The following is a 19,165-nucleotide window of genomic DNA, read 5'->3' on the forward strand; positions in this document are numbered from 1 at the left end:
CTAAAACTCAACCTCAGATGCCCCCAGTCTATCCTGAGCGTCCCCGCCGCCTCAGCAGCGCCCCAGCGCCTCAGCAGCGCCGGTGAAGGGGTATTTACGGATTAGGTCTGGGACCTGCAACCCCCATTTTGCAAAAACTTCAAATTTCTCGGCAGAAAGTTTCCTACCTTAATAAAAGCAACAGGTTAGCTTCATTTTACTGGCGGTTTTTCCGCCTATATCCCCACGGGTAGCTGACAACGAACAGCCAAGCGCCTGAATCGTACCCAATGCTTGGTATGCGTTCAGGGCAGGCTAACAGAAACGCCGCCCGAGTCTTCTCGGACGGCGCTGTTTCGTGAGTGTTGTAGGCCTTTACTTCAGATCAAAGCGATCCGCGTTCATCACCTTGCTCCAGGCCGACACAAAGTCACAGACGAATTTGCCCTCGGCATCTTCCTGACCATAGACCTCGGCCAATGCCCGCAGTTGCGAGTTGGAGCCGAAGACCAGATCGACACGGGTACCCGTCCACTTGACCTCACCGCTGGCGCGGTCGCGGCCTTCATAGACGCCTTTGCCCGAGGGCTTCCATTCCGTGCTCATGTCCAAGACGTTGGTGAAGAAGTCGTTGCTAAGGACACCGGCGCGATCGGTGAACACACCGTGCTTGCTGTCACCGAAATTCGCGCCCAAGACGCGCAGACCGCCCACAAGGGCCGTCATCTCCGGGGCTGATAGCGTCAGCAGCTGCGCCCGGTCGACTAACAGCTCTTCGGGCGAGACGGTATAGTCGGCCTTCTGGTAATTACGGAACCCATCTGCGATTGGCTCCATCACGGCAAAACTGTCGACATCGGTCTGCTCTTGCGACGCATCGGTCCGGCCCGGGGTGAACGGCACCTCAACATCCTGACCGCCTGCTTTGGCCGCCTGTTCGATACCAACAGCACCGGCCAGAACGATCACATCGGCCAAGGACACTTTCTTGCCACCAGATTGAGCCTCGTTAAACGCGGCCTGAACGCCTTCCAACGCGCCCAGCGCCTTGGACAGCTTCATAGGTTCGTTGACGTCCCAGTCTTTCTGTGGCGCAAGACGGATACGGGCACCATTGGCACCGCCCCGCTTGTCCGACCCACGGTAAGTCGAAGCCGAGGCCCAAGCGGTCGAAACCAATTCGGACACAGACAGACCAGTGGCCGCGATCTTGGCTTTCAGGTCGGCCACATCCGCGTCGTCGATCAGACCGTGATCGACAGTAGGGACGTTGTCCTGCCAGATCAGCTCCTCATCGGGGGCTTCTTCGCCAATATAGGCCGAACGCGGACCCATGTCGCGGTGAGTCAGCTTGAACCATGCACGTGCGAAAGCATCAGCGAACTCTTCCGGGTTCTCGTGGAAGCGTTTCGAGATCGGGCCATAGATTGGATCCATGCGCATCGCCATGTCGGCGGTGGTCATCATGGTTTTGACCTTCTTCGACGGATCATGCGCCTGCGGGGCCATATCTTCTTCTTTGACATTCACCGGCTCCCAAATCCACGCGCCCGAGGGGCTTTTGGTCAGGTTCCAGTCATAGCCGAACAACAGGTCGAAATAGCCATTGTCCCACTTTGTTGGGTTGGCCGTCCACGCGCCCTCGATCCCCGAGGTGGTGGTGTCGTCACCTTTGCCCGAGCCAAACTTGTTGATCCAGCCAAACCCCATCTCTTCAATCGGAGCGGCCTCTGGATCGGGACCAACCAGATCGGGATCACCCGCACCATGCGCCTTACCAAAGGTGTGGCCACCTGCGACCAGAGCGACGGTTTCCTCGTCATTCATCGCCATACGACCAAAGGTGTCGCGGATATCACGGCCCGAGGCCAGCGCGTCGGGCTGTCCGTCCGGACCTTCTGGGTTCACGTAGATCAGACCCATCTGCACGGCAGCCAGTGGGTTTTCCAGATCACGCTCGCCCGAGTAACGGCTATGTGGGTTTTCCGTCGGGGCCAGCCATTCGGTTTCCGAACCCCAATAGATGTCTTCCTCTGGGGCCCAGATGTCTTCGCGGCCACCTGCGAAACCAAAGGTCTTGCCGCCCATCGACTCGATGGCGCAGTTGCCCGCCAGAATCATCAGGTCGGCCCAGGAGATCTGGTTGCCGTATTTCCGCTTGATCGGCCACAGCAGGCGACGCGCTTTATCGAGGTTGCCGTTATCCGGCCAGCTGTTCAGCGGCGCAAAACGCTGGTTGCCGGTCGAGGCGCCGCCGCGGCCGTCTGCCGTCCGGTACGTACCAGCACTGTGCCACGCCATCCGAATGAAGAAACCACCATAGTGACCGTAGTCCGCTGGCCACCAGTCCTGCGAATCCGTCATCAGCGCATAGAGGTCTTTTTTCAGCGCTTTGTAATCCAACTTCTTGAACTCTTCTGCATAGTCGAAATCTGCGCCCATCGGGTTCGATGCCGGTGCATGTTGATGCAGGATCGAAAGCTTCAGCTGGTTGGGCCACCAGTCGCGGTTCGACCGCGTGCCAGCGCCATGCATCACAGGGCAACCGCCTGCTTTGGGGTTATCACTTCCGTCCATATCGATCTCCAATCCTGGCTCAGGTCTTGCGGCTCAGCGCGGTATTAACTGTAACGAACAAGATTACAGAAAGATGTAGCCCTGATGGATTTCAAGGGTCGCTCGCCGAAATTGGCGCAGTCCCTATTCATCAGGGCGACTCTGCGCCCTTGTGTCGGGGGAAATCTAGCAAATCAAATACATAGAGATAAGTTTTGTTTTCTCATAATAACCATAACCAAATCCTATGGTGCGCAGATCTTCCGACTCGTAACCTTGGGTCACACCCCCCACAGGCAGATTGTCTTCTTCCCTGTTCGCTTTCAGTCTGGCCCGAACACGCGGCACAAGGCCCCGAGCAGGACATAAGGACAGCAGGATGGAGTTTGACTATGTGATCGTCGGCGGAGGCTCGGCAGGATCGGTTCTGGCCGGTCGCCTGAGCGAGGACCCGAACATCAGCGTCTGCCTGCTTGAGGCCGGTGGCCCCGGCAAACATATCGGCATCCGCATGCCCGCCGCCGTGGTGTCGACCCTTCCCGGACGCCCCAGGATCAGCAATTGGGCGTTTGAGACGGTCCCGCAACCGGGCCTGAACGGGCGGAAAGGATATCAGCCGCGCGGCAAAGCCTTGGGAGGCTCCAGCGCGATCAATGCCATGCTCTATATACGCGGGCAGCGGCAGGACTATGACGGTTGGGCCGATCTGGGCTGCGACGGTTGGGATTGGGACAGCGTTCTGCCTTACTTCAAACGCTCGGAAAACAACGAGCAGGGCGCAGATGACTTGCACGGCGATAGCGGCCCCTTGCAGGTGTCGGATCAGAAAGAGCCGCGCCCGATCACCAATGCCTTCATTAATGCTGCCAGCCAGATGCAGCACCGGCGCGTCGAGGATTTCAATCGCGGCGATAACGAGGGGGTCGGCCTCTATCAGGTGACGCAATTCCATGACGCCGCCCGCAACGGGGAAAGATGTTCAGCCGCCGCAGCCTATCTGCATCCGGTCATGGATCGCCCGAACCTGACCGTCATCACTCATGCCCATGCCAAAGAGCTGACCTTCGACGGCAAACGCACGACCGGAGTGATCTACAAGCGAAGAGCAAAAGGCGCGGATATCTCGGTCACGGCCAGACGAGAGGTGCTGATCTGTGCGGGTGCGCTGCAATCACCACAGCTGTTGCAGCTGTCCGGTATCGGCGACAGAGAGGAGTTGCGCCAACACGGAATCGCAGTCCGTCATGACCTGCCCGGCGTTGGCAAGAACCTGCAAGATCATCTGGATTTCATCTTGTCCTACAAAACCAAGGATACCGACAATTTCGGCATCGGCCCAACGGCAGGCCTGCGCCTGATGGGGCATCTGTTGCGCTGGCGTAAAACCGGGTCTTCGATGGCCTCGACCCCGTTTGCCGAAGGGGCTGCGTTCCTGAAGACCTCCGCTGAGCTTGATCGTCCCGACATTCAGCTCCATTTCGCCATTGCGCTGGTCGATGATCACGCCCGCAAGCTGCACTATGGCCATGGCTATAGTTGCCACATCTGCCAGCTAAGGCCCGAAAGCCGGGGCACAGTTGGCCTGCACAGCGCCGATCCCTTCGCCGCACCCGCCATTGATCCCAAGTTTCTGTCCGATGACCGCGATCTTCAAACCATGATTAAAGGCGCGCGGATGATGCGAGACATCATGCAGGCCCCCGCCCTTGCCCCTTACCGTCATAAAGAGATGTTCGGGACGGAAAGTGCCGAAACCGACGCGGATTGGGAACGCCATATCCGCGCCCGCGCCGATACGATCTATCACCCGGTCGGCACCTGCAAGATGGGGCTGGATGAGATGGCTGTGGTCGACCCGGAACTAAAGGTTCACGGGATCGAAGGGTTGCGGGTCGTGGATGCCTCGGTCATGCCAACGCTGATCTCGGGCAACACCAATGCGCCCACAATCATGATTGCCGAGAAAGCGGCTGACATGATCAAGGCTGCCCCGTGACCTTCATCAGGGCCTCAAGCCCAACCCGGTAATTGGGATAGAGCAGTTTGACCCCAAGCTCATCCTTGATCCGGTTGTTTCGAACCCGCTTGTTCTCACTGTAAAAACTGCGCGCCATCGGCGTCATTTCGGCCTCTTCAAACGGCACGGCGGGCGGTAGCGGCAGGCCCTGCAACTCGGCCGCGTAGCCGATTACATCCTGTGGCGGCACCGGCTCATCATCGCAGACGTTATAGACAGCGCCGGGATTGGGGGCCGCCATCGAGGCCGCCAGAACCTGCGCGATATCCTCCACATGGATGCGCGAGAACACCTGGCCCGGTTTGATAATCCGCCGGGTCCCACCGCCCTTGAGCTTGGAGAACGGCCCGCGACCGGGGCCGTAGATGCCCGCCAGTCGGAAGATATGGATCGGCAGGCCGGGAATGGCCGACCATTGCTCCTCGGCCAGCAATCGCCAGCGCCCCCGTTTGGCTGTTGGCGCGGGCGGCGTGGTCTCATCCACCCAATTGCCCTGATGATCGCCATAGATCGCTGTGGTCGACAGATATCCAACCCATTTGAACTGCTCCGCGCGCGCGGCAATCTCGGCACCCAGCGCCGCCAGAACCGGATCGCCATCCTCCTTCGGTGCGGTCGAGATCAGCAAATGCGAGACTCCGTCCAGATCCGGTACGTCCCCGGGCCAGATCAACGGCTCGGCGCCCGAGGCGCGAATAGCGTCAGTCCCCTCGGCATCCCGCGTGGTGCCGACAACGCGCCAGCCCTCGGGCGTCAGGCGGCGCGACAGGGCCTGGGCAGAATAACCGTGGCCAAAGGAAAACAATGTGTTCGTCATGCCCTCTAGATGATCCGAGCAGACCGGGGATGCAAGCGCCACGTCGACACACTTGATTCGAATCTCGCGATGCGCCTTTCTTTTAGGCATGAGCGAGAAAACCCCAGACCTGCACGCGGCCTACGCGCTGACTTCGCCGGACGACAACAAGCGCCTCTATGCCGAATGGGCGGGCGATTATGATGACGGTTTTGCCGCGCGCGAGGATTATCAGCTGCATATCCACACCGCCCGCGCCTTTGTGCGGGCTGGGGGGCAAGGACCGGTGCTGGATGTTGGCGCTGGCACTGGCCTGTGTGGCGCAGTTTTGGCCAGTCTTGGGGTTGGCCCGATCGACGCCACGGATATCAGCGCCGAAATGCTGGATCAGGCCATGCGCAAGGACACATATCGCGACGCGATCGAGGCCGACCTGACCCAAGGTATCCCGGTACCGAGCCACAGCTATTCGGGTATCGTGTCATCTGGCACGTTCACCCATGGCCATCTGGGCCCAGAGGTCCTGCCCGCCATGCTGCGCGTCGCGCGCCCCGGTGCGCAATTTGCCGTTTCAATCAACGCCAAACACTATGAAAAACTGGGCTTTGCCGACGCCTTCAGGCAGCTAGAGCAGGGCCAGATCATCAACCTGTCCCTGCCCGAGGTCCGCATCTACGGAGATCTCGCCGCCGGTCCGAACAAGGACGACACGGCCTATGTCGCCCTGTTCGAGAGGACCTGATCAGGTCTTTGACCTCGAGTGCTAAGTATACATCTGCTTCTTGAAAGCCCGCGTGCGCGTCGTCGCCTCGGCCGAACCGTCGTGATAGGTGCCGAACCACTTGTCGAACGGGATTTCCGAGGTTCCGTAGTTACACTCGAAATAGCGATGATGCAGCTGATGGAAGAAATCGCCAGCACGTGCGGCGTCCGTTTCTTTCGCCCTCAGCTTTTCGAAACCGGAATGGGACAGAACCGGGCTGATCTGCTGGAAGTAGGTATGGAACAGAAGGTGTAGAGGGTGCGATGGGATGATCAGGTGAATGAAATAGGTCGTGAAGTAGAGGATGTTCTCATACCAATGGTTTGAGATTCCCGACCAGGGCCCGATATTGACATTGCGGTGGTGCACCGCGTGGACATGTTTGTAGAGCTTCGGGTGATGCTCCAATCGATGCACCCAATAGAAATGCAGGCCGGACCACATGGGGATCAGCAACATCCACAGGACAAACCAAACCGGCGCGCTGGACCATGTCACGGTCGGCACATAACCATTGGCCATCGCCCAAAAGATCACCCACTGATAAACGGTCGCCACTGTCATCGCACTGCCCAAGGTCCACCAAATATTGTCGAGGACCTGATTGCGAAAGGTGAAGTTGCCGTTGTCCCGGGTCAGATCACGGCGATCGAACTTTTTGTACATGCCCTGCCCTTTGCGCATGTAAAGCCACCAGTGCAAACCACCCGCGACCAGAATTTGAGGCACCATGTTCAGCAGCCAAATCCGGAACATCCATCCCGCCGAGAAACTCTTCATTGCGTCCAATCCGGGGAAGAACAGGACATAGGCGATCACGGCCAGTGTCATGCACAGGGTCAGCGAGGTGATCTGCAGCCACGCCCCGCCATACCATTTTACAACCGCCGCCGGGCGGAGCGGCCAAGTGAATAGAGGGTTCAAACCCACCGGTCCTTCGGGGTGATAGTTCCAACGAGCGGCTTCCGGGTCCTGAGCAGTGTCGGTCATAGCAGTCACTTCTGTCTGATGGGTCACGTTGCGTAGTCCGAGCCTTCGGCGTCGAGCAGGGCTTTGATCTCACGAAGATGCGCCTCGGCTTGATCGGGGTAGTCATCCAACTCTTGCGCAGTCTTCTCGGCGATCTCATCGGATAGCACGCGCAACGGCTGGCCCGTTTGCAGCGCACGGATGTAGGTTTCGGCGGCGCGCTCGAAATAATAGAGTCTATTAAAGGCATCTGCCGGGTCGCTGCCGATGATCAGAACACCATGGTTGCCCATGATCATGACCTTCTTTTTCGGGTCCGACAGCATTGAGGCGCAGCGTTCCCCCTCGCTCTCAAACGCCAGACCACCGAATTCCTCATCAATCACATAGCGGTTGTAGAAAGTGGCCGTGTTCTGGTCGATGGGGGGCATGTTGCTGTCCGCCAGCGATGCCAGCACGGTGGCAAAGATCGAATGCACATGCATGACGCACCGTGCATGCGGGCAATGGCGGTGAATCGAGCCGTGCAACCCCCAGGCGGTGGGGTCCGGCGCGCCGGGCTGACTCATGACATCAGGATCATTGGCATCCAACAGCAAAAGGTCCGAGGCCCGGATACGCCCGAAATACATCTGATTAGGGTTCATAAGGAACTGCGTGCCGTCCTCGTTCACCGCAAGGCTGAAATGGTTGGCGACGGCCTCGTGCAGGTTTAGACGCTCGGTCCAGCGGAACGTCGCGGCCATGTCCACACGCTCGGACCAATGGTCGATATTGGGGCGAAGATTGGCGACACTCATGGGAACGCTCCTTAGGGCAATTGGTTTGAACAAAGCCTGCCTTGGGTCCTTGAGTTTGACCAACGAAAAAAACGCAACTATCTCATTAGTAGAACTTATGGTGAGGTTATGCCGATGCAGAATTCCCTACCTCCTCTGGGCTGGCTGCGCACCTTCGAGGCCGCGGCACGCCATCTGTCATTCACCGGCGCTGCCCGCGATCTGAACATGACGCAAAGCGCGGTTAGCCAGCAGATCAAGTCGCTCGAGGGGCATCTGGGTCAGCCCTTGTTCCTGCGACGCCCCAAGGCGCTGGAACTGACCGAGGCCGGAATCACCTATCTGCCCGTCGTGCGAGAGGCATTTCGCACGCTGGTGCGTGGCACACAGGCCGTAACGGGCGCTCAGCAAAACGCGGTTCAGGTTCAGTGCAACATTACCTTTGCCGTGAACTGGCTGGCCCCACGCCTGCCGGCCTTTCGGGCTGAGCACCCGGATGTCCAACTAAACATCTTCACAGAGCTCTGGGAGCCACAGGAAATGGCCGAAGGCGCTGCGGTCGAGATTCGCTTTTCCCTGAGGCCCGCCGATACGGTCCGAACCGAGCTGCTGCGGCGTGAACACTACTATCCCGTCTGTGCGCCTGGTTTCAGTGTCGACCTGGAAACGCTGCAGGAAAAGCCTTTGTATGATTGCTCCAACCTGCTTTCAAATTGGGCCAGTTGGGCGGATGATCAGGTTCTAACATGGGGAAAACCGAACATCACTTACGCCACGACCTATCTGGTTTGTTTGTCAGCGGCGATGGCCGGGGGCGGCTTGTGCCTTGCGCATGATACGATCGCAGACCGGTTGATTGAGCAGGGCTTGCTGGTCGCCCCTTTTGAACATCGCGCGGAGATGCCAGAGGCGTACTATCTGCTGCTCTCCCCTCAGGCCGAGGAAACGCCTGGCGCTGTGGCCTTTGCCAGTTGGATACGTCGCGAGATTGGGTGAGTGGGCTTCTCCCGCCCATCGTCGCGGCCCCTTTCGGGGCAGCTTCTCTGGTTGGGCCGGGCAGCACTGGCGCGCTGCGGACGAGATTTGTAATGATTTCATGATACGGGATTACCGGGGTTGCACCTTACAACACATTCGGGAAAGTTGAGCCATGGAATACACACCCTTCCCAAGTTGGCCCGATGTCGCCCCCCGTCTAATCGCCGTTGCCGCAGGTCGCGAATCCGCAGATATGGTGATCCGCGGTGGTATCTGGGTCAATGTTCACAGCCGAGAGCTGCTGCCCAATCACTCCGTCGCCATCGCTGAGGGGCGGATTGCTTTTGTCGGTCTAGATGCTAGTCACTGCATCGGCCCCGACACACAGATCATCGACGCCAACGGGCGCTACATTCTGCCCGGCCTGTGCGACGCGCACATGCACATCGAATCGGGCATGCTGACACCGGCCGAATTCGCTCGGGCCGTGATCCCACATGGCACGACCTCGATGTTCACTGACCCGCATGAGATCGCAAATGTGCTGGGCCTCGACGGTGTGCGCATGATGCATGATGAGGCGATGATGCAGCCGGTGAGTATCTTCACTCAGATGCCCTCCTGCGCGCCATCGGCCCCAGGATTGGAGACCACCGGCTATGAAATCTCGCCCGAGGATGTGGCGCAGGCGATGAGCTGGCCGGGTATCATCGGGCTGGGTGAGATGATGAATTTCCCCGGTGTGATCAACGGCGATCCGAAGATGTTGGCTGAGATCGCAGCCACTCAACGGGCCGGGAAAACAGTCGGCGGACACTATGCTTCGCCTGATTTAGGGTCTAATTTTTCCGCTTATGTGGCTGGCGGCCCGGCGGATGATCACGAAGGCACTTGCGAGGCCGACGCCATTGCACGGGTACGGCAGGGGATGCGCTCGATGATGCGGCTGGGGTCTGCTTGGTACGATGTGGAGACCCAGATCACGGCTGTCACTGAGAAAGGTCTGGACCCGCGTAACTTCATTCTGTGTACCGACGATTGCCACTCGGGCACCTTGGTCAATGAGGGCCATATGAATCGGGTGGTGCGCCATGCCATCGCCTGTGGGTGCGAACCTTTGGTCGCTTTGCAAATGGCCACGATCAACACCGCCACGCATTTCGGGCTGGAGCGCGAGATCGGCTCGGTTACGCCGGGGCGACGCGCGGATATCATTCTCAGCTCGGACTTGACCGATTTGCCGATCGAGACGGTCATTGCGCGTGGGCAAGTGGTCGCTGAGAACGGTACCATCACTGTAGAATGCCCGCATCTGAACTGGCCGGAAAACGCGCGCAATACGGTACATCTGGGGCATGTGCTGACGGAAGGCGACTTTGAAATTCAGGCCACCGCAGGCGCGAACCGGGTTCAGGCCAATGTCATCGGTGTTGTCGAGAACCAGGCCCCGACCAAGGCGCTCAAGGCCGAATTGCCGATCATCGGTGGTCTGGTCGAGGGGGAGGGCGAGGTCTGTCAGATCGCGCTGGTCGAACGCCATCGCGCCACCGGAGGGGTCACGAACGCGTTCGTCTCAGGCTTTGGCTATCAGGGCAACATGGCGATGGCCTCAACCGTGGCCCATGACAGCCACCACATGATCGTCGTCGGCACCGACCGCGCGCAAATGGCGCTGGCCGCCAACCGTCTGGCCGAGGTCGGCGGTGGTATCACCCTGTTCCGGGACGGTCAGGAACTGGCGCTGGTGGAACTGCCCATCGCTGGCCTGATGTCCGACAGCCCTGCCGCTGAGGTCGCAGCAAAAGCCGAAAAGATGGTTGAGGCGATGGAGGCCTGCGGCTGTCAGTTGAACAACGCCTACATGCAACACTCTCTGCTGGCCCTCGTTGTGATCCCCGAATTGCGGATCTCGGATCTTGGATTGGTGGATGTCCGTACGTTTGAAAAAATAGACCTTCTGGAACCCCTGGCATGACAATAATAAAAACACCTGAAACACCTGCTGCGGAAGACTTCACCGACCCCAAGGCCGCCGTCGCGCGGCTTGAACTTCTCTACAATCAAGCCACCGATTTCCTGTGCGAGGGCTTTTCGGCGGCGATGCAAGATGGGGCCCCTTCGGCCCGTATTAGAGCCTATTACCCGGAAATTCGCATCAAGACCTCAAGCTACGCGCAGGTCGATAGCCGCCTGAGCTTTGGGCATGTCTCGGAACCTGGCATCCATGCAACCACCGTGACGCGGCCTGACCTGTTCCGCGCGTACCTGACGCAGCAGATCGCGTTGCTGATCAAGAATCACGACCAACCGGTGACCATAGGTGCATCAGACACGCCGATTCCGGTTCATTTTGCCGTCGCCAACAACCCAGATCTGGTAGTGCCTCATCAAGGCGCCGCAGGATTTACCCTGCGCGATGTGTTCGACGTACCCGATCTGACAACAACCAATGACGATATCGTCAATGGCGTACATGATCATACCGAGGTCGGGCCGCTCGCTTTGTTCACCGCCCAGCGCGTCGATTATTCTCTGGCGCGGCTGGCACACTATACCGCGACGGATGCGGGGCATTTCCAGAACCACGTTCTGTTCACCAACTACCAGTTCTACGTGTCCGAGTTCGAAAACTACGCGCGTGAAAAACTGGCCGATCCCGATAGCGGCTACACCAGCTTTGTTTCGACCGGGAATGTCGAGATAACCGACGCGAATGCGCCGCTTGAACAGCCGATGAAGCTGCCGCAGATGCCGACCTATCACCTAAAACGGGCGGATGGATCCGGCATCACTCTTGTCAATATCGGCGTCGGACCGTCGAACGCCAAAACCGCCACCGACCATATCGCGGTACTACGCCCGCATGCCTGGTTGATGGTCGGGCACTGCGCCGGTCTGCGGAATACGCAAGCCTTGGGCGACTTTGTACTGGCACACGCCTATCTGCGCGAAGACAAGGTTCTGGACGATGACCTGCCGGTCTGGGTCCCGATCCCACCGCTCGCCGAGATTCAAGTGGCGCTGGAACGCGCCGTGGCCCAGGTCACCGAACTTGAAGGGTATGAGCTGAAGCGGATCATGAGAACGGGCACTGTCGCATCGGTCGATAACCGCAATTGGGAGCTGCGCGATCAATCCGGCCCGGTGCAACGGCTCAGCCAATCCCGTGCGATTGCGCTGGATATGGAAAGCGCAACGATCGCTGCAAATGGCTACAGATTCAGGGTTCCCTACGGAACTTTGCTCTGCGTGTCCGACAAACCGCTGCATGGTGAATTGAAGCTTCCCGGCATGGCGTCTTCCTTTTATACAACTCAGGTCAGCCGTCATCTGGCGATCGGAATAAAGGCGATGGAGCATCTGCGCGGCATGCCGTTAGAACGCTTGCACAGCCGGAAATTGCGTTCATTTGACGAAACGGCCTTCCTCTGACGTAAAAAAGCAACGTTTTCCCCATATTTTTAGGGTTTTCCGCGCTACTATTCGTTGTGTTCGTCCACAATATCCCGTTACAGTTACGCGGTGAGGCCCTATAGATCGGGCACGTTAAGGAGACCAAGAAATGGCAAAGCCTATGACAAAGACTCAGCTGGTGGCTGCTCTCGCTGAGGAAATGGGAACCGACAAGAAATCCGCGAACGCGGCGCTGGAGGCTGTGACCGGCCTGATCACCCGCGAAGTTTCGGCAGGTGGCGCAGTAACCCTTCCCGGCGTCGGCAAAATCTACTGCCGCGAACGCCCCGAGCGTCAGGTTCGCAACCCGGCCACTGGTGAGACCTTCACCAAAGAAGCCGACAAGGTTGTGAAGATGACCATCGCAAAAGCTCTGAAAGACAGCGTGAACGGCTAAGCCGCGACGTCATGTTGACAGAATGTGGGGCTGCCGGAAGGCGGCCCCTTTTTCTTGCCGGGCGACCCGTTTAAGAAAAGCACACCGCCCACCCAAGGAGATGGAAATGGATCTGCGCGCCATCGCAATGGGGCTGACCTTTGCCCTGATCTGGTCGTCGGCTTTTACGTCGGCGCGGATCATCGTTGCGGATGCATCGCCTCTGTTTTCTCTGGCGTTACGCTTTTTGATTTCCGGCATCATCGGCGTTGCGATCGCGCGGGCCATGGGCCAATCCTGGCACCTCACACGGGAGCAGTGGCGCGCGACCATATTGTTCGGAGTATGCCAAAATGCCCTTTATTTGGGTCTGAATTTCTATGCGATGCAAACCGTCGAGGCCTCGGTCGCGGCGATTATCGCATCCACAATGCCGCTGCTTGTCGCACTGGCGGGCTGGGCATTTCTGGGTGAGCGTTTGCGCCCCTTGGGGATTGTCGGGCTACTGGCCGGATTTGTTGGCGTTGCCCTCATCATGGGCAACCGCATCGGCGCAGGTGTCGATCTGTTCGGAGTGGCCCTTTGTGGAATTGCAGCCCTCGCCCTGACCTTCGCGACTCTATCGGTGCGCGGGGCCACGTCGGGCGGCAATTTCATGATGGTGGTCGGTTTGCAGATGTTCGTGGGTGCCGCGATTCTGTTTGTCGCCGCCCCGATTTTCGAAACGATCCGCATTCATCTGACGGTACCGCTGGTTCTGGCGTTCAGCTACACAACACTGTTCCCCGGCCTTCTCGCGACGTTGATCTGGTTCATGCTGCTCAACCGGATCGGGGCGACTCGCGCGGCCACCTTCCACTTCCTCAACCCCGTGTTCGGCGTCGCCATCGCGGCCGTTCTGCTGGGTGAGAAGTTGGGGCCACTGGATGCGCTGGGTGTTGTGATCACGACGCTGGGCATTCTCGCGGTGCAACTGTCGCGTCAGCCTGGTCAGGGTAGCAGTGCCTCGACCTGACGGGTTAGTTTCGGCGATGTCGGCTTGACGCTTGAACCAAAAGTAGCCACGACCTCACCTTCAGAATCCAACAGGATTTTGTTGAAGTTCCACTGCGGCACAAAACCGGTTTGCTCCGCAACGGCCTTGTAGAACGCATGCGCCTTTGGCCCCTTGACCGGAGTGATATCGGCCATCGGCAGTGTCAGGCCGTAGTTCATCTCGCAGAAGGCTTTGACTTCGCTTGCTGTTTCCAATTCCTGATTGAAGGAATCTGATGGGACCGCAAGCACCACCAAACCGCGTTTGCCATAGGTTTCATGCATCTTCTGCAAATCCGCGTATTGACCGGTGAAGCCGCATTGCGATGCGGTATTGACCACCAGAACCGGCTGACCGCGCCACGCCTCAAGGGACAAGACACCCCCGTCGATCGACGCAAACTCGGCCATCAAGGGCGCGGCTTGAACGCCGCGACCGATCAACAAAAGAACGCTTAGCAGCAACACACGAAACATGGCAAAACCTCCTTAGTATTAAGAATACGGTAAAAACCCCCTTCTGGATCAACCGCACATGCGCGCGAGGGGTTTGAAATATGATTTTGATTTCCGAAATTTTATGCCCAAATACTACTCAACCATTCCAATTGAACGGAGGAGCCATGTCCCGCTACACCAAGGACCCTGCGGTCGTTGCCGCTCTGTCCCCCGAGGCGTTTCACGTCACCCAGCGCAGCGGCACCGAACGTCCCGGAACCGGCGCATATCTGGGCAATAAAGAGCCCGGCATCTACGTGGATATCGTATCGGGCGAGCCGCTGTTTGCCTCGACGCACAAATACGAATCCGGCTGCGGCTGGCCCAGTTTCACAAAGCCAATCATCCATGAGCATGTGGAAGAGTTTCGCGACACCACCCATGGTATGATCCGCACCGAGGTCCGCTCAAAACACGGTGACAGCCATCTGGGCCACGTCTTCCCGGACGGCCCGCGCGAACATGGTGGTCTGCGCTATTGCATTAACTCTGCCGCACTGCGGTTCATCCATCGCGACGAGATGGAGGACGAAGGTTACGGTGAATACCTGATCCATGTGGAGGACATCCAATGAGTATCGAACGCGCTGTTCTGGCCGGTGGCTGCTTTTGGGGCATGCAGGATTTGATCCGCAAACTGCCCGGCGTCTCCCGCACGCGTGTCGGATATACCGGCGGCGACGTGCCAAACGCCACTTATCGCAACCACGGAACCCATGCCGAAGGGATCGAGATTTTCTTTGATCCCTCTCATATCACCTATCGCGATCTGCTGGAGTTCTTCTTTCAGATCCACGACCCGACGACACCGAATCGTCAGGGCAATGATCTTGGAATGAGCTACCGTTCAGCGATCTATTATGTGGATGACGCGCAAAAGCAGGTGGCTCTGGACACAATCGCGGATGTGAACGCCAGTGGATTGTGGCCCGGCAAGGTCGTCACCGAACTTGAACCCGTGGGTGACTTCTGGGACGCCGAACCCGAACATCAGGATTATCTGGAACGCATTCCAAACGGCTATACCTGCCACTTCCCGCGCCCCGATTGGGTCCTGCCCAAACGCGACGCGGCTGAATGACGCTTGGTCCCTTTCGGGTTCCGAAGGGGGTTAACCCGTGGCGACACGCGGTCGACCGCTGGCCTCGACGGTCAACATCGCCTCGACAAACACCTCACGCTCTTCCACGCGGGCGGTTCGGATATCGCGGTCGACAACCACTCGGATATCTTCAGCACCCGCCTCGCGCACGGCCCCTTCCGTCTCATCTCGGAGGATCTTTTCCAGCAACGCCAAAGCCTCATCCGAGGCGTTGAAGTCCTTCGGGCCGTCCTCCAGATGAACACGGTACTGCCCTTCGGCAGGCGAGGTAATGGTTCCCGACCGCCGCAGAGTCAGCCGCCCGACCACCGCCCCGATGGCGTTGGCCACGCCTGCATGTTCGGGCAGAACGATTTTGCAACGCAGCCGCTCCCCAACCGCCGGATAGTAGCTTGGGGCCGAGGCACCCAATCCCACCACATCCACATTCAACGCCGCATCCAGCGCCAGCAACCCTCGGTGCTGCGCCAATCCACGTTGGGTCAGGACATGCCGGGCAAGCTCCTTCGGGGGTAGACCGAAATCGTCTGCCTCTTCAGCAAAAGCAGTCTCTAACAAGGTCAAACTGGTCTGTTCTGTCAGTTGGTCGATGATCATCAGCGCCAGGTGTTCCGGTGTCGCCGCCAGCATGTCACCCGACCCAACCCGTTTGCGCGCAACCAGTTCCAGCGCCTTGCGTGCGGCATCTGCGTCCCACGCCTCGACCCGGCCAAGAACATGGCTGGCATCAGATGGCGTGATCCCCGAAACCTGAACGATTCCGCGATCCACCAAACGGTTCAGCGCGCCATTCTCCATCCGCGTCCGCAATAGTCCGCTGAGGGGCAGGACCTGATCGCCCAGCCGGTCCAGTAACGCCTCTTCCCGCGCACCGATCCCATCGGCATGCACCCCCGGAACGCGGCGAGCAAACCGTGTGTCATGCTCGCCCACCGTGGTTGAGCGCAGCTGCTCGTTGAGTATCGCATGCACCACCTCCGGTGCCTCAGACGCGATCAGTGAAACCGGCAGCACCCGCCGTGGCCCAAGGAAAACGCCGCCCTTCAAGCCTTCGGTCATGACATGAACCTGACTGTCGCCGCCCAAACCATGAGTCCGCATCGCGACGGCCTCAACCATTGTGCGGAACCCACCAACCTGCGCGCCCGCCGGATCAATCGCGGGCTTCCCATCGCGGATCAGCGCCACATCCGTCGTCGTACCGCCGATATCAGAGACCAGAGCATTCTCTGCCCCCGTCAACCACCGCGCCCCGACGATCGAGGCGGCAGGACCACTCAGAATCGTTTCAATCGGCCGCTCCCGCGCCTGTTCCGCGCTCATCAAAGCCCCGTCCCCGCGCACGACCATCATCGGAGCGGTAATGTCCAAAGAAAGCAACTGATCCTGAGCGCGCCCGATCAGCCGATTAATCATCCCGATCAACCGCGCATTCAAAACGGCCGTGACGGCACGCTTTGGCCCGTTCAACTTGGCCGACAATTGGTGCGAGCAGGTGACCGGCGCTCCGGTCTTTTCGGCTATGATCCGCGCCGCTTCCAACTCGTGCGCCGGGTTGCGTGTCGCGAACTGGGCTGCCACGGCAAAGCCAGAAACCCCTTTGTGAGAGTCTAAAAACGCCTCCAAGACTTCAACATCCAGCTTTGCGACCTCACCGCCGGCATGGCTGTGCCCACCTGCAACAACAAGCGCCGGATCACCTTTCAAAGCATCCCTCAGACCATGCTTCTCAAGATCGCTTTCCTTGAACCCGATATAGATCAAGGCCACGCGACCGCCCTGCCCCTCGACCAGAGCATTGGTGGCCAGCGTCGTCGACAGAGACGCCATCGAGATCTGATCCGGCGTCACCTGCGCCTCGTCCAAAACGGCCGAGATCGCCTTACCCACCCCAATCGCCAGGTCCGCCCGAGTGGTCAGGGACTTGGCCGAGGCGATCACCTCACGCTCATCCCGGATCAACACCGCATCGGTATAGGTCCCGCCCGTATCTACCCCCAAAGCCAGCGCCATCGGGTCCTCCATCTGTTCGCTGCAGATGGGTGTAGCGGTTTGGACCGACACGTCCAGCCTATTTGCGGCATTTAACCTAGCTGTTCCACCGCCCAGCGCGCGGCATCGGCCACAGTCGGATCGGGATCATCCGCCAAGCCCTGCGCCACAGCCCGCAATTCGGCCCGACCCGAGTTGCCAATGGCATAGAGAACATTGCGTACGAACCGGTCTCGCCCGATCCGCTTGATCGGAGAGCCCGAGAATTTTGCCCGAAACGCGGCATCATCCAACACCGCCAGATGAGCCAGGGCCGGAGCCTTCAGATCCTCCCGCGCCGCATATCGAATGTCGCTGGCCGCCACTGCAAACTTGTTCCAAGGGCACGCAGCCAAACAATCATCGCAGCCGTAAATCCGATTGCCCATCTTGCCACGCAGTTCTTCCTCAACCGGGCCTTTGTGCTCAATCGTCAGGTAGGAGATACACCGGCGCGCATCCAGTTGATACGGGGCGGGAAAGGCATCTGTCGGACAACTGTCCAAACAGGCACGGCACGACCCACAATGGTCAACTTCCGCCATATCCGCCGGGAGGTCCAAAGTTGTAAAAACAGAGCCTATAAAGCACCAATTGCCCCATTCTCGGCTGACCAGATTGGTGTGTTTGCCCTGCCACCCCAACCCGGCTGCATGACCCAAAGCCTTTTCGGGAACCGGGGCGGTGTCCACAAAAACCTTAACCTCACCACCCGCTTCGGCAATCAACCAACGGGCCAATCGTTTCAGCCGCTTCTTGACCAGATCGTGGTAGTCCTTGTTCTGCGCATAGACAGAAATCGCACCGCGCTCCGGATGGGCCAAAACCTCGGTCGGATCATGCTCGGGCGTGTAGCTTTCGGCCAGCATGATCACCGAACGCGCCTCGGGCCAAAGGGCCGCCGGATCCCCACGCCAATGCGTGCGCTCCGCCATCCAGCCCATCTGCCCGTGATACCCGGCCCCCAAAAAGGCCTCCAACTGCGCTGGCACCTGCGGCACGTCCCAAGGGCGACACACCCGGCACGAGACAAACCCCTCGGCCAAAGCCTGCGCCACCAGTTTGTCCTTTAAACCCGATCCGCTCTTCATCTGGCTAAAAATATCCTCGGGGGGAATCGCGCCTCTGGCGCGATGGGGGGCAGACAGCCCCCCTTTGCCACCCTATCAGAAATCCAGATCGGCGTAATGGGGCGGAGGCCGAAATCCCGGCACCTGATCCGCCAGAATCGACCGGAACGCCGGCCGCGATTTGATCTTGGCGTACCAATCCTTCACCGCCGCGCTGCGATTCCAATCCACGTCCGAGATATAGTCCAGCGCCGACAAATGCGCCGCCGCCGCGAAATCCGCCAGCGTCATCTGATCCCCGGCCAACCAGCGACGATGATCCAGCAACCACGCCATGTAGTCCAAGTGATACTTGATCGCCCGCGCGCCTTCTTTGACGTTTTTGCTGTCCGGATAGCCCTGTCCGGTCATCTTCTTGTTGACCCGCTCATACAGAAGTTTCGAAGTCACCTCGTGATGAAACTTGTCATCGAACCAGCCCACCAATCGCCGCACCTCATACCGCGCTTCGGCGGTCTTGGGCATCAAGGGCGGTTCTGGGCGCGTGTCCTCGATATACTCACAAATCGCCGCACTCTCGGACATGATCTGCCCGTCCAACCGCAAAACCGGCACTTTGCCAGCCGGGTTTCGACGCAGGAAATCCGGATCTTGTTCCCAATACCGCTCTTCGACCAGCTCAACTTCGATCTTCTTTTCGGCCAGAGACAGCCGAACCTTACGACAGTAAGGAGAGAGGGGAACGTGAAACAAACGCGCCATG

At 59.0% G+C, this 19,165-nt stretch carries 17 protein-coding genes; 9 read left to right on the forward strand and 8 right to left on the reverse strand.

The window, feature by feature from the left end:
* Positions 1-354 precede the first annotated feature (354 nt).
* Positions 355-2,556 carry a catalase/peroxidase HPI gene (gene katG / locus ACRZ95_RS17930; protein WP_170680489.1) on the reverse strand — a complete coding sequence of 734 codons (2,202 nt, stop codon included), beginning with the start codon at positions 2,554-2,556 and terminating at the stop codon, positions 355-357.
* Positions 2,557-2,914: 358 nt separating this feature from the next.
* On the opposite strand from katG, the gene ACRZ95_RS17935 reads away from it, so the two are divergent.
* Positions 2,915-4,531, forward strand: a complete 1,617-nt coding sequence (locus tag ACRZ95_RS17935; RefSeq protein ID WP_170680491.1) for a choline dehydrogenase — start codon at positions 2,915-2,917, stop codon at positions 4,529-4,531.
* On the opposite strand, the gene ACRZ95_RS17940 is transcribed toward ACRZ95_RS17935, so the two are convergent.
* Positions 4,515-5,369, reverse strand: coding sequence for an SDR family oxidoreductase (locus ACRZ95_RS17940; protein ID WP_170680832.1), 855 nt, complete (start codon positions 5,367-5,369; stop codon positions 4,515-4,517). The genes ACRZ95_RS17935 and ACRZ95_RS17940 overlap by 17 nt on opposite strands.
* A gap of 88 nt (positions 5,370-5,457) precedes the next feature.
* Between ACRZ95_RS17940 and ACRZ95_RS17945 the strand changes: the two genes are divergently transcribed.
* A complete protein-coding gene (locus tag ACRZ95_RS17945) occupies positions 5,458-6,090 on the forward strand; it encodes a class I SAM-dependent methyltransferase (protein ID WP_170680495.1) in 633 nt (210 codons plus the stop codon).
* Positions 6,091-6,111: 21 nt separating this feature from the next.
* Here ACRZ95_RS17945 and ACRZ95_RS17950 read toward each other — a convergent pair whose 3' ends face one another.
* The gene (locus tag ACRZ95_RS17950; protein ID WP_170680497.1) at positions 6,112-7,101 is read right to left on the reverse strand and encodes a sterol desaturase family protein; all 990 of its coding nucleotides are present in this window, start codon (positions 7,099-7,101) and stop codon (positions 6,112-6,114) included.
* Between the two features lie 23 nt (positions 7,102-7,124).
* A complete protein-coding gene (locus ACRZ95_RS17955) occupies positions 7,125-7,880 on the reverse strand; it encodes a class II aldolase and adducin N-terminal domain-containing protein (RefSeq protein ID WP_170380147.1) in 756 nt (251 codons plus the stop codon).
* A 114-nt stretch (positions 7,881-7,994) separates the two neighbouring features.
* Between ACRZ95_RS17955 and ACRZ95_RS17960 the strand changes: the two genes are divergently transcribed.
* The 5 genes from ACRZ95_RS17960 (at position 7,995) to ACRZ95_RS17980 (ending at position 13,681) form a co-directional block, all read left to right on the forward strand.
* A complete protein-coding gene (locus ACRZ95_RS17960) occupies positions 7,995-8,855 on the forward strand; it encodes a LysR family transcriptional regulator (RefSeq protein WP_170680499.1) in 861 nt (286 codons plus the stop codon).
* Between the two features lie 154 nt (positions 8,856-9,009).
* Positions 9,010-10,812 carry an adenine deaminase gene (gene ade / locus ACRZ95_RS17965; RefSeq protein ID WP_170680502.1) on the forward strand — a complete coding sequence of 601 codons (1,803 nt, stop codon included), beginning with the start codon at positions 9,010-9,012 and terminating at the stop codon, positions 10,810-10,812.
* On the forward strand, positions 10,809-12,269 hold the full coding sequence (locus tag ACRZ95_RS17970; RefSeq protein WP_170470586.1) for an AMP nucleosidase: 1,461 nt from the start codon (positions 10,809-10,811) through the stop codon (positions 12,267-12,269). Before ade ends, ACRZ95_RS17970 begins: the two co-directional genes overlap by 4 nt.
* 130 nt (positions 12,270-12,399) lie before the next feature.
* Positions 12,400-12,687, forward strand: a complete 288-nt coding sequence (locus ACRZ95_RS17975) for an HU family DNA-binding protein (protein WP_050605937.1) — start codon at positions 12,400-12,402, stop codon at positions 12,685-12,687.
* A gap of 106 nt (positions 12,688-12,793) precedes the next feature.
* A complete protein-coding gene (locus ACRZ95_RS17980) occupies positions 12,794-13,681 on the forward strand; it encodes a DMT family transporter (RefSeq protein ID WP_170643383.1) in 888 nt (295 codons plus the stop codon).
* Here ACRZ95_RS17980 and ACRZ95_RS17985 read toward each other — a convergent pair.
* Positions 13,657-14,178 (reverse strand): glutathione peroxidase, encoded by a 522-nt coding sequence (locus ACRZ95_RS17985; RefSeq protein ID WP_170680505.1) that lies wholly within the window; start codon positions 14,176-14,178, stop codon positions 13,657-13,659. The genes ACRZ95_RS17980 and ACRZ95_RS17985 overlap by 25 nt on opposite strands.
* A gap of 146 nt (positions 14,179-14,324) precedes the next feature.
* Here ACRZ95_RS17985 and msrB point away from each other — a divergent pair, with 146 nt between their 5' ends.
* Positions 14,325-14,774 carry a peptide-methionine (R)-S-oxide reductase MsrB gene (gene msrB / locus ACRZ95_RS17990; RefSeq protein ID WP_170380153.1) on the forward strand — a complete coding sequence of 150 codons (450 nt, stop codon included), beginning with the start codon at positions 14,325-14,327 and terminating at the stop codon, positions 14,772-14,774.
* On the forward strand, positions 14,771-15,280 hold the full coding sequence (gene msrA, locus ACRZ95_RS17995; RefSeq protein WP_170380154.1) for a peptide-methionine (S)-S-oxide reductase MsrA: 510 nt from the start codon (positions 14,771-14,773) through the stop codon (positions 15,278-15,280). The genes msrB and msrA overlap by 4 nt, the downstream gene beginning before the upstream one ends.
* Positions 15,281-15,310: 30 nt before the next feature.
* On the opposite strand, the gene ACRZ95_RS18000 is transcribed toward msrA, so the two are convergent.
* The 3 genes from ACRZ95_RS18000 to fzlA all read right to left on the reverse strand — a co-directional run bounded on the left by ACRZ95_RS18000 (position 15,311) and on the right by fzlA (position 19,164).
* Positions 15,311-17,314 (reverse strand): hydantoinase/oxoprolinase family protein, encoded by a 2,004-nt coding sequence (locus tag ACRZ95_RS18000; protein ID WP_170680834.1) that lies wholly within the window; start codon positions 17,312-17,314, stop codon positions 15,311-15,313.
* Positions 17,315-17,385: 71 nt separating this feature from the next.
* Positions 17,386-18,423 carry a tRNA epoxyqueuosine(34) reductase QueG gene (queG, locus tag ACRZ95_RS18005; RefSeq protein ID WP_170680509.1) on the reverse strand — a complete coding sequence of 346 codons (1,038 nt, stop codon included), beginning with the start codon at positions 18,421-18,423 and terminating at the stop codon, positions 17,386-17,388.
* A gap of 75 nt (positions 18,424-18,498) precedes the next feature.
* Positions 18,499-19,164, reverse strand: coding sequence for an FtsZ-binding protein FzlA (gene fzlA / locus ACRZ95_RS18010; protein ID WP_170380156.1), 666 nt, complete (start codon positions 19,162-19,164; stop codon positions 18,499-18,501).
* Between the last annotated feature and the right edge of the window lies 1 nt (position 19,165).

The sequence above is a fragment of the Ruegeria sp. AI3 genome (genome assembly GCF_056541245.1).